The 14093-nt window shown below is 73.7% G+C and carries 7 protein-coding genes; all 7 read left to right on the top strand.

What is annotated here, in order from left to right:
• Positions 1–5: 5 nt before the first annotated feature.
• A complete protein-coding gene (locus tag CP970_RS26685; RefSeq protein ID WP_055553328.1) occupies positions 6–3590 on the top strand; it encodes an FHA domain-containing protein in 3585 nt (1194 codons plus the stop codon).
• Positions 3591–3901: 311 nt separating this feature from the next.
• On the top strand, positions 3902–5293 hold the full coding sequence (locus CP970_RS26680) for an ABC transporter substrate-binding protein (RefSeq protein WP_055553326.1): 1392 nt from the start codon (positions 3902–3904) through the stop codon (positions 5291–5293).
• A 73-nt stretch (positions 5294–5366) separates the two neighbouring features.
• The gene (locus CP970_RS26675; protein ID WP_055553323.1) at positions 5367–6647 is read left to right on the top strand and encodes a carbohydrate ABC transporter permease; all 1281 of its coding nucleotides are present in this window, start codon (positions 5367–5369) and stop codon (positions 6645–6647) included.
• Positions 6644–7525: a carbohydrate ABC transporter permease gene (locus CP970_RS26670; RefSeq protein ID WP_055553321.1), complete on the top strand. Its 882-nt coding sequence runs from the start codon at positions 6644–6646 to the stop codon at positions 7523–7525. Before CP970_RS26675 ends, CP970_RS26670 begins: the two co-directional genes overlap by 4 nt.
• Positions 7526–7674: 149 nt before the next feature.
• Complete coding sequence (locus CP970_RS26665; protein ID WP_055553318.1) at positions 7675–9921, top strand: bifunctional glycosyltransferase/CDP-glycerol:glycerophosphate glycerophosphotransferase; 2247 nt, start codon at positions 7675–7677, stop codon at positions 9919–9921.
• A gap of 60 nt (positions 9922–9981) precedes the next feature.
• The gene (locus tag CP970_RS26660; protein ID WP_055553316.1) at positions 9982–12228 is read left to right on the top strand and encodes a bifunctional glycosyltransferase/CDP-glycerol:glycerophosphate glycerophosphotransferase; all 2247 of its coding nucleotides are present in this window, start codon (positions 9982–9984) and stop codon (positions 12226–12228) included.
• 28 nt (positions 12229–12256) lie between these two features.
• The gene (locus CP970_RS26655) at positions 12257–14074 is read left to right on the top strand and encodes a hypothetical protein (RefSeq protein ID WP_063806202.1); all 1818 of its coding nucleotides are present in this window, start codon (positions 12257–12259) and stop codon (positions 14072–14074) included.
• Positions 14075–14093: the final 19 nt, after the last annotated feature.

The raw sequence follows: 14093 nt of genomic DNA, 5'->3' as shown, positions 1-14093 counted from the left end.
CGGCGATGCAGATCCGGCTGACCGTCCTCGGGCCGCGCAGCGGCCAGACCGAGCCGCCAGGGCGCCCCACGGCGCCGGGCGGTCCGCACGGCGCCTGTGACGTCCTGGTCACCGCGCCCGCGGGGACCGCGCTCGCGGCGGTGGCATCGGGCCTCGCCACGGCCGTCGCGGGCACCGACGCCCCCCTGGTCCTGTACGCGGACGCGGAGCGTCTGGACGCCCAGCGCTGCACGATCGGCGAGCCCCCGCTGACCGACGGAGCGGTGCTCTCGCTCGGCGCCCCCGCCGAGCCCGGTCCCGAACCGGCGGGCGCGGCCGCCCAGTTGCACGTGGTCGCGGGCCCCGACGCGGGCGGCGTCCACCTGCTGCACGGCGGCCAGATCCGCGTCGGCCGCTCCGCGGAGGCCGACGTCCCGCTGGACGACCCCGACGTCTCCCGGCTGCACTGCGCAGTCACGCTCGCCGACGACGGCCGCGTCACGGTCACCGACCTCGGCTCCACCAACGGCACGTCGATGGACGGCAGGGAGGTCACGGGCCGCCCGGTCCGCCTCGCGCCGGGATCCCTGCTGCGGATCGGCGAATCCGCGCTCCGGCTCGCGGACGGCCGCCTCGGCCTGGGCTCGGGCGCGGGCCCCGGCGGCACGCTCCCGACGGCCCCTGACGGCGAGGGGCACGTGCGCGTGCGCACCGCGGGGGCACTCCCCCCGGAAGCGTCGGACGCCGGGGCGCCGCGAGCGCCCGAGGGCGCCACCCACCACGCGTACGGCACGGCGAGCTGGGGCGCGGCGGGCGAGGTGGCACGGGACGGGGCGCACGGAGGCGGCGCCCCTGGGCCGTACGGCATCCAAGGGGTGTACGGCACGCAGGGCGGAGCGCAGGGCAGGACACCGGGCGGGACGCAGGACGGGCCGCACGCCAGGGCGCAGGCGGGGCGAGAGGTCCACGACGCGTACGGCGCGCCCGCAGCCCGGGGCGGCCCGGCGGGCTCGGTGCAAGGAGGCGGTCCTAGGGGCTCGGTCCAGAGTGGCCCGGCGGGCTCGGTGCCGGGCGGCGGACCTAGGAGCTCGGCCCAGGATGGCCCGGCGGGCTCAGCGCAGCGCGGCGGCCCCGGCGGCTCGGCCCAAGGTGGCCCGGCGGGCTCAGCGCAGCGCGGCGGCCCCGGCGGCTCGGTGCAGGGCCCGGTGGGCTCACCCCACGGCCCGGCGGGACCCACCGACCCGGTCGTGCCGCAGCAGGGCACCGCGCCCGACGCCGAGCGCACCAGCCGGACCGGGACCCCCGCGCGCGGGACGACCGTGCCGCGCGGTCTGCGCAAGCGCGGCGGTCTCTCCGCCTGGGCCCGTCGGCTGACCGGCGGCCGGGAGAGCGGCCAGGAAGCCGACGTCTACGAGGAGTACGCACCGGAGGGCGACGCCGCCGCGCCGCCCGCGCCCACCCCCGAAGAGCTCGCCGTGGCCGCCGCCGCGCGCACCCCCGAGTCCTGGCCCGATCCCGCCGCCCTGCTGCTCACGGCGCTCGGCCCGGGACCTCGTCTCTGGGAGCGCGGCCCGAGCCACCCCGAGGCACTCGCGGTCCGGCTCGGCACGGTCGACCGGGCCGCGCCCACCGACGACGGCGCGGGCGGCCTGCTGCCCGCCGTGCCCGTCACGGTCGGCCTGCGGGAGGCGGGCGCGCTCGGTCTCGCCGGGCCCCGTGCGCGGCTGACGGGGCTTGCCAGGGCCGTCGTCGCGCAGCTCGCCGCGCTGCACTCCCCCGACTCCCTGGAGATCGTGCTGATCAGCACGGACCGCGCGCGCCCCACGGCGGAGCGCGTCGCCGAGTGGGCCTGGCTCGGCTGGCTCCCCCATCTGCGGCCCACCCACGGCCAGGACTGCAGGCTCCTGCTCGCCTACGACCGCGACCAGGCCGCGGCCCGCACCGGCGAGCTGCTGCGGCGGCTGGACGACCGCATCGCCGACCAGCGCGCCGGTGCCGACACCGCGGCGCCAGGTCCTTACACCGTGGTCGTCGTCGACGGCGACCCCGGTTCCGCCGGGCTGCGCGAGGCCACCGTCCGGCTCGCCGGGGAGGGCGCGCGGGCCGGGATCCACGTGGTGTGCCTCGCCGAGACCGTGGCCGCCTCGCCCGCGTCACCGGTCGCCGACACCTACGAAGCGGCCTGCTCGGTGTCGCCCGCCTTCCGCGCGTGCGGCGCCGTCGCGCTGCTCAGCGGTGACGTGGCGACCGCCCTGCGGCTCCTGCGGACTGCCGGTGGCCGCCCCGCGGGGCACGGCACCGTCGCCGCCGTGGACGCGGTGTCGGCGGCCTGGGCCGAGCGGTTCGCGCGGGCGCTCGCCCCACTGCGGACGGACGGCGTGGCGGGCGAAGGGCACGCGCGCGTGTCCGCGCCGCTGCCCCAAGCGGCCAGGCTGCTGGACGAGTTGGGGCTCGCCAGGGCCACCCCCGCCTCGCTGATGGCACGCTGGGCCGCGGCTGCCGACGATCCCGACGCGCTCGGCGGACGCGCCGTGGCGGTGCTCGGCGCGGGGCCGCGCGGGCCCGTGACGGCCGATCTCGTCGCCGACGGACCGCATCTGCTGGCCGAGGGCCCCGGGGGCAGCGGGCGCAGCGAACTGCTGCGGTCCGTCGCCGCTTCGCTGGCCGCCGCCGAGCGGCCCGACCGCCTCGGCATCGTCCTGGTCGACGGCCGGGACAGCACCGGGGCCGGTGCCGAGCGGCGCACCACGGGGCTCGGTGTCTGTACGGACCTGCCGCACGTCACCACCCACCTCGTCGCCAACGATCCCGTCCGGATGCGGGAGTTCGCGCAGTCCCTCGCCGCCGAGCTCAAGCGGCGGGCCGAGCTGCTCGGCAGGCTCGGGTTCGCCGAGTGGCACACGCAGCGGGAGGTGTCGGGGCGGATGGTCTCGCAGCGGTCCCAGCCGTCCGCCGCATCCGGTGCCGTCGGCTCGTCCGGGGCCACCGGCGCGCCGCCCGTGCCCGCGCAGCTGTCCGACGGCGATCTCGATCCGCCGACCAGTGCCACGCTGCGGCTGCGGCCCGCGGCGGCGCGCAGGCAGGCCGATCCCCCACCGCCGCTGCCCCGGCTCGTGGTGCTCGTCGACGACTTCGACGCGCTGCTCTCGCCCGCGCTCGGCTCGCCGGGGCGGCCCGCCGCCGGGTCCGTCGTCCGCGCCCTCGAAGCGGTGGCGCGGGACGGGGAGCGGCTCGGGGTGCATCTCGTGGTGGCCACGGGACGCAGCGAGCGGATGCCGGAGACCGAGCTGGGGCGGCGGGCCTCGCTCCGCGTGGTCCTCGACGCGGTGGCCTCGGGCCCTGAGGAGCCCGCGCCGGGCCGGGGCGAACTGCGCTCGCCCGACGGGCGGGTCACGGCCTTCCAGGCGGGGCGGGTGACCGGGCGGATTCCTCGTACATCGACGCTGCGGCCCACGGTCGTTCCGCTGGAGTGGGAGCGGATGGGGGACCCGCCCGCGCGGCGTCCCGTCCGGGAGCTGGGGAACGGGCCGACGGATCTGGCCTTGCTCGCCAGCGCGTTGGAGCGGGCCGCGCGGTCCGTCTCGGCGGAGCAGGTGCCGTCTCTTCTCTGAGTCACTTGGCGAATCTCCGGTGCGGACTGCCCCCTTCTCGGCACTCGGCACCGGAGGTTGTGCCCACCCTTCCCCAAGCTCTCGGCTTCGCTCGAGCAGGGGAGGCCCCACTCGCCGTGCGGAACGCCTGCCCACAACAGGAACGAATCGCCTACCCACAACGGGAGCAACTCGTTCAACACCGCCTATGACGCCACGTCACAACGCCATCACGATCAACGAGTTGACAGCACGGGCCATCTTGCCGCCCCTCCCCGCCCGGGCGTAGACCAGACCGCACGGGACTCGCCAGGGAAGAGAACGGGGCAGTGATGCGCAGCACTCTTCGTACACGCAGGGCACCGCACCACAGGCACACCACCGCCAGGATCGCCGCGGCAGTCGTCGCGGGGGCGCTCACGCTCACCGTCACCGCGTGCGGCGGCGACGACAACAAGGACAACAACGGAGGCAAGAGCGGCGGCACGGAATCCGGGAGCTCGCTCCAACTGCCCAAGCTGGACGGGGAGAACGTCTCCGTGGCAGCCGTGTGGGGCGGCGCGGAGCGCAAGGTCTTCCTGAAGGTCCTCGACGAGTTCGAGAAGCGGACCGGCGCCAGCGTCACCTTCGTGCCCGCCCAGGACCCCATCATCAGCTTCCTGGAGTCGAAGGTCGCGGGCGGGCAGCCGCCGGACGTCGCGATGCTGCCGCAGGTCGGCGCGATCGACCAGGCCGTGGCGAACAAGTGGGCCAAGCCGGTCGGCGCCGAGGCGCAGAAGCAGCTCGACAAGAACTACGCCGAGGGCTGGAAGAAGCTCGGGGCCGTCGACGGCAAGCAGTACGGCGTGTACTTCAAGGCCGCCAACAAGTCGCTGGTCTGGTACAACACGAAGGTCTTCGAGAACGCGGGCGTCAAGGCGCCCAAGACCTGGGCCGAGTTCATGAAGACCATGCGGACCGTCTACGACTCCGGCGTGCCGCCGATGTCCGTGGCGGGCGCCGACGCGTGGACCCTCACCGACTGGTTCGAGAACATCTACCTCTCGCAGGCGGGCCCGGAGAAGTACGACCAGCTCGCCCAGCACAAGATCAAGTGGACGGATCCGTCCGTCAAGAAGGCGCTGACCACGCTCGGCGAGGTCTTCGGTACGAAGGGCTTCGTGGCGGGCGGCTCGAAGAGCGCGCTGCAGACCGAGTTCCCCGCGTCCGTGAAGCAGACCTTCACCGGCGGCGACCAGCCCAAGGCGGGCATGGTCTTCGAGGGCGACATGGTCTCGCTCGCCATCTCGGAGACCAAGGCCGAGGTGGGGACGGACGCGAAGGTGTTCCCCTTCCCCGTGGTCGGTGACGCTTCCCCCGCCGTGGTCGGCGGTGACGCGGCCGTCGCGCTGAAGAACACCAAGGGCGCGCAGGCGCTGCTGACCTTCCTCGCCTCGCCGGACTCGGCGAAGATCTGGGCGGAGGCGGGCGGGTTCATCTCGCCGAACAAGAACCTGTCCATGTCCGCGTACCCGAACGACGTACAGCGCAACATCGCCAAGGCCATGATCGCGGCCGGTGACGACATCCGGTTCGACATGTCCGACCAGGCCCCGCAGTCCTTCGGCGGCACGCCGGGCAAGGGCGAGTGGAAGGCACTGCAGGACTTCCTGGCGAACCCGAAGGACGTCGCGGGCACGCAGAAGGCCCTGGAGACCGCCGCGGCCAAGGCCTACAAGGACTGACGCGGTGGCATCCGCTGATGCCGGGGGCGTGCCGACGACGGCACCGCCCCCGGCCCCGAAACCGCGCAGGAGCGTGACCGGTACCCGCAAGGCCGTGGCGGCGCTCTTCCTGCTGCCCGCCCTCGTGCTGCTCGGCGCGCTCGTCCTGTACCCCATCGGGTACTCGTTCTTCCGCAGCTTCCTCGACGACTCGGGCGACTTCACCGCGTTCGACAACTACAAGACGCTGTTCACCGACGACGGCATCCGCACCGCCATCAAGAACAACGCGATCTGGGTGGTCGTGGCGCCCACCCTCGCGACCATCCTCGGCCTGATCTTCGCCGTTCTCACCGAACGGGTGCGCTGGGGAACGGCGTTCAAGCTCATCATCTTCATGCCGATGGCGATCTCGATGCTGGCCGCGGGCATCATCTTCCGGCTCGTGTACGAGTCGGACCCCGACCGCGGCGTCGCCAACGCCGTACTGGTGGGCGTGCACGACACGTTCAGCAAGGCGTCGGCGTTCCCGCAGGCGCACCCGGCCATGAACTCGCCCCTGAAGTCCGCGGGCGGCGGTGCCTTCATCACCAAGGAGCCGGTGCGGGCGGGCACGCCGGTGGCGCTTCCGCTGACCGGGGTGGCGCCGGACCAGATGCCGGGCGACGCGAAGGCGGCGAAGGCCGCGAAGGCCGATCCTGGCCAGGTCACCGGCACGGCCTGGCAGGACTTCACGCGCGGCAAGGGCCGCGGGAAGCCCAACGCCCCCGACGCCGCCGAACTCGGCTACGCGGGCATCAAGATCGAGGCCGTCAAGAACGGCGAGGTGGTGGCGTCCACCTCGGCCGGGGCCGACGGGACCTTCGCGCTGCCCGAGGCAGCCGACGGCGCCCAACTGCGCTATCCGGCATCGAACTTCCGCGAGGCGTACAACGGCCTCGAATGGCTGGGCCCGACCCTGATCACGCCCTCGATCATCGGCTCCTATCTGTGGATGTGGGCCGGTTTCGCGATGGTCCTCATCGCGGCGGGCCTGGCGAGCGTGCCGCGTGAACTCCTGGAGGCGGCGCGGGTGGACGGCGCCAACGAATGGCAGGTGTTCCGCCGCATCACGGTGCCGCTGCTCGCCCCGGTGCTCGCGGTGGTCCTGGTGACGCTCATGATCAACGTACTGAAGATCTTCGACCTGGTCTTCGTGATCGCGCCGGGCTCGTCCAAGGACGAGGCGAACGTGCTCGCCGTCCAGCTGTACAACTCGGCGTTCCTGGACAAGGACCTGGGGGTGGCAAGCGCCATCGCGATGCTGCTCTTCCTCCTGGTCATCCCGGTGATGCTGTTCAACATCCGGCGCATGAGGCGGGAGGCGCATCGATGACCGCCCAGACCGAAGTGGTCAAGGCCGAACAGTCGCTCGGCGGACGGATCGCCGGGCTGCTGGGCAGCACCGCGCTGCGGGTGTTCCTGGTCCTGGTGGGCCTGTTCTGGCTGGTGCCGACGATCGGCCTGCTGCTCGGCTCGTTCCGCACCCCCGCGGACATGAGCGAGAGCGGCTGGTGGAAGGTGTTCACCGCGCCCTCGCAGATGACGCTGGACAACTACACCAACCTCCTCAAGGACGAGACGATCACCGACTCGATCCTGTCCAGCGTGATGATCACCGTGCCCGCGACGCTGCTCGTCGTGATCATCGGCTCGCTGGCCGGATACGCCTTCGCCTGGATGGACTTCCCCGGGCGCGACTGGTGGTTCCTCGGGGTCGTCAGTCTGCTCGTGGTCCCGGTGCAGGTGGCGCTGGTGCCGATCGCCGATCTCTTCGGCAAAATCGGCATCTTCGCGACCACGATCGGCGTGATCACCTTCCACGTGGCCTTCGGCCTGCCGTTCGCGATCTTCCTCCTGCGGAACTTCTTCGCGGAGATCCCGCGCGAACTCCTGGAGGCGGCACGCCTGGACGGCGCGGGCGAGCTGCGGCTCTTCGTCCGTGTCGTGATGCCGCTCGGGGCGCCCGCGATCGCCTCGCTCGGCATCTTCCAGTTCCTGTGGGTCTGGAACGACATGCTGATCGCACTGATCTTCGCCGACGCCAAGCACCCGCCGATCACGGTCGCGCTCCAGCAGCAGGTGCGGTTCTTCGGCGACAACGTGCAGATCCTCGCGCCGGGCGCGTTCATCTCGATGGTGATCCCGCTGGCCGTGTTCTTCGCCTTCCAGCGGCAGTTCGTGTCCGGGGTGATGGCGGGCGCGGTCAAGTAGCGCGCGCCGCACCGCCGTACGGAGACCGGGAGACGGCCCTTAACCGGGCCGTCTCCTCACGTCTATCCCCCGTATGCCACATCCGGCGTAACCGACCCACCCCTTCAGGCGTTCGGGGCTGTATGCCCGCGCCGACCCATGGATGTGCCTTGCCCCGGTTCAGTGTCATCGTCCCCGTGTACAAGGTCCAGGCGTATCTGCACGAGTGCCTGGAGTCCGTGCTGGCGCAGTCCTTCACGGATCTGGAGCTGATCGCGGTCGACGACTGCTCGCCGGACGCGAGCGGCGCGCTCATCGACGAGTTCGCGGCCCTGGACACCCGGGTGAAGGCCGTGCACCTCAAGGAGAACGTCGGCCTCGGCATGGCCCGCAACGCGGGCATGGAGCGGGCCACCGGCGACTACCTGATCTTCCTGGACAGCGACGACACCCTCACCCCCGGCGCCCTGCACGCGATCTCCGACCGCCTCAAGCAGACGGACGAGCCGGACGTCCTGGTCTACGACTACGCGCGCACGTACTGGTCGGGCGAGGCCGTGCGCAACCAGTTCGCCGGGCAGCTCCACGAGGAGGGCCAGGCGCCCTTCCGGCTCGCCGACAGGCCGGGCCTCCTGAAGGTCCTGATGGTCGCCTGGAACAAGGCGCACCGCCGCGAGTTCATCGAACGCGAGGGCTTCACCTTCCCCACCGGGTACTACGAGGACACGCCCTGGACGTACCCGATCCTGATGGCGGCGGGCTCGCTCGCCACCCTCGACCGGGTCTGTGTGCACTACCGGCAGCGGCGCCAGGGCAACATCCTGGGCACCACGAGCCGCAAGCACTTCGACATCTTCGACCAGTACGACCGGGTCTTCGCCTTCCTCGACCGGCACCCCGACCTCTCCGCGGCCTGGCGGGCCGTGCTGTTCCGGCGGATGGTGGACCACCTCTCGACGATCTTCACCAAGCGGGACAGGCTGCCGCGCGGCAGCCGCGCCGAGTTCCTGCGCAAGGCCCGCGCCCACTACCGCCGTTACCGCGTCCCGGGCGCCCCGGTCCCCACCCGCACCCGGCTCCGGCACGGTCTGGTGCGGCTCGGCTCCCACCGGACGTACCGCGGTCTGTGGACGGCCCTTCGGGTGCGCTCCCGCGCCAAGCGGTACGCGGCCGCCACCCGGCGCCGCCTGCGCGGCGCCCGGCTCCAGCTGCACTACCGCGTCCAGCTGCGCCTGCCGGTCCGCGCCGACCACGCCGTCTTCTCCTCGTACTGGGGGCGCGGCTACGGCTGCAACCCCGGCGCCCTGGAGGCCGCGATGCGCGAGCTCGTGCCGGGCATGCGGACGGCGTGGATCGCCGCCCCCGAGCACCACCACACGATCCCGACGGGCACCCGCAGGCTGCGTCCCGGCACCGCCGCGTACTGGACGGCGCTTGCCCGCTCCAAGTACCTGGTGAACAACGTCAACTTCGACCGCAGGCTGGTCAAGCGCCCAGGGCAGGTCCTGATCCAGACCCAGCACGGCACCCCGCTCAAGCAGATGGGCCTCGACCTCCAGGACCGTCCCGCGGCCGCGCGCGGCACGGACTTCGCCGCGCTCCTGAGGAACGCCGACAAATGGGACTACGTCCTGTCGGCCAACCGCCACTCCACACTGGTGTGGGAGCGCGTCTACCCCTCGGCGTACGCCACCCTCGAATACGGCTATCCGCGCAACGACCGCTTCCAGCAGGCGACTTCGGCGGAGGTGGCGCGGCTGCGCGAGGGGCTCGGCATCCCGCACGGCGCGGTCGCCGTGCTGTACGCGCCGACCCACCGCGACTACCGGCGCACCCAGCGCCTGACCCTGGACCTGGAGCGGATGCTGCACGCGCTCGGGCCCGGCTTCGTCGTCCTGACCCGCGCCCACCACACCTACGACGCGCCGCTCGCCGGGTCCTCCGGCAGGCTCATCGACGTGTCGGGGCACCCGAGCGTCGAATCGCTCTGCCTCGCCTCGGACGCGCTGGTCACGGACTACTCGTCGCTGATGTTCGACTACGCCAACCTCGACCGGCCCATCGTCCTGTACGCCGACGACTGGGATGCCTACGAGGCGGCCCGCGGCACCTACTTCGACGTGCGCGACTTCCCGCCGGGCGCGGTCGCGCGCAGCGAGGACGAGCTCACCGACATCCTCGCCACCGGGCACTGGGCGGGCTCGCGCTCGGCGCAGCTGCGGCGGGCGTTCCGCGAGCGGTTCTGCGCGTACGACGACGGGCGCGCCGCGGAGCGCGTCGTACGCCATGTGGTGCTCGGCGAGCGGAGCGGGCTGCCGTCCGTGGTGCCGCTGGCCGAGCGGCACCCGGCGCCGTCGGCCGCCGCGCCACGGGACCAGGCGTCCCTCCCTGGCCTGCAGCCCAGCACCCGTACGTGATCCCCGCCGTGACCTCCGTACCGGGCGAACCCGTGTGAACCACCATCGAGAGAGGCTGTCTTGTCGCGCTTCAGCATCATCGTCCCCACCCATGGCGTACCGGGGCGGCTCGCCGACTGCCTCGCCTCGGTGCTCGGGCAGTCCTTCACCGACTTCGAGCTGATCGCCGTGGTCGACGCACCGGACGGCGCCACCGGCGAGGAGGGGTTGTGCGCGGCGATCGTGGCCGAGCACGCGGAGCGCGACGCCCGGGTGCGCCGCGCGGCCTCCCCCTCGGGCGAGGGGCTCGCCGGGGCAAGGGACGCGGGGACGAGGGCGGCGGGCGGCGACTACCTGCTGTACCTCGACGGTGACGACACCCTCACGCCCGGCACCCTCGAAGCGCTCGACGCGCGCCTCGCCGAGACCGACGACCCCGATCTGCTGCTCTTCGACCACGAGCGCGTGCACTGGTTCGACGGCAGCCAGGGCCCGGTCCTTGAACGGCTGTGGGAGGGCGCGCCCCGGGGCACCTTCGCCGCGGCCGACCACCCGGCGCTGCCCGACCCGCTGGTGCCCGCCTTCTCCGCCGCCCACCGCCGCGCCTTCGTCACCCGGCACCGGCTCTGCTTCGCGCCCGGCATGTTCACGGACCTGGTGTGGAGCGTGGGGACCACGCTGCGGGCCGAGCGGATCGCCGTCCTGGACCGGGTGTGCGTGCGCCACCTGCAGCGCCGCCAGGGTGCGCGCAACCGCCGTCCCGGCGTCCACCACCTGGACCTGCTCGACCAGTTCGACCTGGCGATGACCGACGCCAAGGGCCTGGGCGTGCCCGCGCCGGTGCTCGACCGGGTCTTCCGCAGGCTGACGCACGAGCTGCTGAAGACGGCGTCGACGCCCTCGCGGCTGCCCTCCGCGCGGCTGCGCAGGCGGTTCTTCCGGGGGGCCACCAAGGCGTACCGGCTGCACAGGCCCGCCGGGTTCAGGCCGCCCGGCGGCAGCCTCGGCGTGCAGCACCGGCTGCTCGCCGCGGGCGCCTACACGGGCTTCCGCGCGCTGCGCGGCGCGAAGAACCGGCTGCCCGCGCTCATCGGTCCCCACCTGCGGCGCGCACAGCGCGGGATCCAGCGCTACCGGCACCCCTACAAGGCCTTCCTCAAGCGGCCCGTCGACGCGAACCTCGCCGTCTTCTCGGCCTATTGGGGGCGCGGCTACGCCTGCAACCCGGCCGCGATCCACGCCGCGACGCGCCGCCTCGCCCCGCACGTCAAGACGGTCTTCCTCGTCTCCGACGCCGCGACGGCCGCGCTGCCCGAGGGCGTGGAGGGCGTGGAGATCGGCAGCACGCGCTACTGGGAGGTGATGGCCGCCGCCAAGTACACGTTCAACAACGTCAACTTCGAGATGGCCGTCAAGAAGCGTCCCGGCACGGTCCACGTGCAGACCCAGCACGGCACGCCGCTCAAGCGGATGGGCGTGGACCAGGTCGAGTTCCCCGCCGCCGCCGCTGCCGCGGGGCCGCTCGGCAAGCTCCTGCAGCGCGTGGACCGCTGGGACGTCAACATCTCCTCCAACCACCACTCGACCGAGGTGTGGGAGCGCGCGTACCCGGGGGCGTACGAGAGCCTCGACGTGGGCTATCCGCGCAACGACGCCTTCTACAGCGCGAGCGCCGACGACGTGAACGCGATCCGCAAGCGGCTCGGGGTGCCCGACGGCAAGATCGCGCTGCTCTACGCGCCCACCCACCGCGACTACCGCACGGACTTCGCCACCCAGCTCGACCTGCCCGCGTTCTGCGACGCGCTCGGCGAGGAGTTCGTGGTGCTGCTGCGCGCCCACCACTTCTACGAGGGCTCTGCGGGGCTCGAAGGGATCGTGCGCTCCGGGAAGTTGATCGACGTGACGGAGCACCGCTCGCCCGAGGAGGTGTGCCTGGCCTCGGACGCGTTGATCACGGACTACTCGTCGATCATGTTCGACTACGCCAACCTCGACCGGCCCATCGTCGTGTACGCCGACGACTGGGACGTCTACCGGGAGACCCGCGGCGTCTACTTCGACCTCCTCGCCGAGCCGCCGGGCGCGGTGGCCCGCACCCAGGACGAACTGACGGCGGTGTTCCGCGGCGGGGCCTGGGAGGGCGCGTCGGCCGGGCGGCTGCGGGCCGCGTTCCGCGCGCGGTTCTGCGATCTGGACGACGGTCTCGCGGCGGAGCGGGTGGTGCGCCGGGTGCTGCTCGGCGAGGCCGTGGCGGAGCTGCCGCCGGTCGTGCCGCTGAGCGAGCGCGTTCCGGCGCCCGCCGCGCCCCGCGTCCCCCAGCACTGACCACCGGCCCCTACCGAGGACGTCCGCCATGCCCCACCCGCGCGTTCGGCATCCGGCGCCCGGCGCACCGCCCGCCGCGCCGCGCGTCGTCGCCCAGCGCACCGCGGGCACGGGCCCGGCGGCGGGGGGCGCGGCGGGTCCTTCGCGATGGTGGAACGCGCTGGTCGTGACGGTCCCCGCGGCGGCCGTCCTGGTCCTCGGCTACCGGCACCGGTGGGTGGGCGACGACGCGCTCATCTACACCAGGGCCGTGCGGCAGATCCTGGCCGGGAACGGGCCCGTGTTCAACGTCGGCGAGCGGGCGGAGGCGTCCACCGGCACCCTGTGGCAGTGGCTGCTCGCCCTCGGCGGCCTGGTCACGGGCGCCGACCCGGCGGTGCTCGCGGTCGCGCTCGGGCTGCTCGGCACGGTGGCGGGCTGGCTCCTCGCGGGGGACGCGGCGCGGCGGCTGCACGGGCGCAAGGCGCCGCTCGTGCCCGCGGGGGTCCTGGTGCTGCTGCCGGTCGCCGCCGTCTGGGACTACGCCACCTCCGGCCTGGAGACCGGGCTCGCCACCTGCTGGCTCGCGGGGTGCTGGTGGCTCCTGGTCCGTGACGCGCGCGGCCAACGGGTGCTCACCGCCGTCGTGTTGGGGCTCGGCCCCCTGGTCAGGCCGGATCTGGGCCTGGTCAGCGTGGTCTTCGTCGGCGCCTGGTGCGTGCTGCTGCGGGCCCGGTGGCGTACGGCGGCGGGGATCGTGGCGGCCGCGTGCGCGCTGCCCGGCGGCTACGAGGTATTCCGCGCCGGGTACTACGGCGTGCTCGTGCCGCTGCCGGGGCTCGCCAAGGAGGCGTCAGGGGCCAACTGGGGGCGCGGCGTGCTGTACGCCGAGAACTTCGTCCTGCCGTACCGCCTGTGGTTCCCGCTGCTCGTGCTCGCCGCGCTCGGGGCCGTCCTCGTGGTGCGGCGCACCATGCGGGGGACGGCGGGCGCGGTGCGCGGCACCGGGCGCCCGCCCAGTCGGCCGCTGCTCGTCCTTGCGGCGGCGCCGGTGCTCTCCGGGGTGCTCTCGCTGCTCTATGTGGTGCGCGTGGGCGGGGACTTCATGCACGGGCGGATGCTGCTGCCGGGTCTCTTCCTGCTCCTGCTGCCCGTGTGGGCGCTGCCCCGGGGCCGTGCCGTGGTCGCGGCGGGGGTCGCGCTCGCCGTCTGGGCGGGGTGCTGTCTGCTGCTGTGGCGCCCGCCGGTCGTCTCGGCCTCCGGCGAGATCTGGGACACCCACGTCGGCTACCAGCGGGCCACCCGCGCCCCGTTCCCGGTCAGCCAGGCCCTACACGGCGCGCGCCCCACCCGCTACCGCGCCGAGATCGCCCGTGCGCTGCGCGCGGACCGGCCCCGGCTGGTCATCGAGACCTCCTACAACCGGCCCGCGCTCTCGCTCCCGCTGGCCCGCGACCGCCGGGTGCCCGTCGCGGGGGCCATGGGGTTCCTCGGCCACAACGGCATCGTCGTACCGCTGCGGGGCCTGGCCGTCGACCCGCTGAGCCTCGCCCATCCGCTCGGCGCCCACATGGAGCGCTCGGCGACCGCGCGCGCCGGGCACGAGAAGCCGGTGGCGCCCGCCTGGCTCGTCGCCGACCTCACCGACCCCGGCGTACCCCTGCCGCGCGGCGTCGACCCGCGCGCGGTCGCCGCCGCGCGCCACGCGCTGACCTGCGGTCCGCTGCCCGAACTCCGGGACTCGGTGCGGGCGCCGCTGGATCCGGGGCGCTTCTGGCGGAACCTCGCGGGCTCCTGGCAGCGCACGGCCTTCCGCCTCCCCGCCGACCCGCGTGCCGCGGAGCGCGCCCTGTGTCCCAGACCCTGAGCCGACCCCCGGCCGCCGT

The organism is Streptomyces kanamyceticus (genome assembly GCF_008704495.1).
GTDB classification, from domain to species: domain Bacteria; phylum Actinomycetota; class Actinomycetes; order Streptomycetales; family Streptomycetaceae; genus Streptomyces; species Streptomyces kanamyceticus.
This window is presented reverse-complemented; position numbering and strand designations above follow the sequence as displayed.

What these genes read in the sequence shown, in the direction of transcription:
- CP970_RS26655 (WP_063806202.1), top strand. Translation starts at nt 12,257, where the DNA reads ATGCCCCACCCGCGCGTTCGGCATCCGGCGCCCGGCGCACCGCCCGCC.
- CP970_RS26680 (WP_055553326.1), top strand. Translation starts at nt 3,902, where the DNA reads ATGCGCAGCACTCTTCGTACACGCAGGGCACCGCACCACAGGCACACC.
- CP970_RS26670 (WP_055553321.1), top strand. Translation starts at nt 6,644, where the DNA reads ATGACCGCCCAGACCGAAGTGGTCAAGGCCGAACAGTCGCTCGGCGGA.
- CP970_RS26685 (WP_055553328.1), top strand. Translation starts at nt 6, where the DNA reads ATGCAGATCCGGCTGACCGTCCTCGGGCCGCGCAGCGGCCAGACCGAG.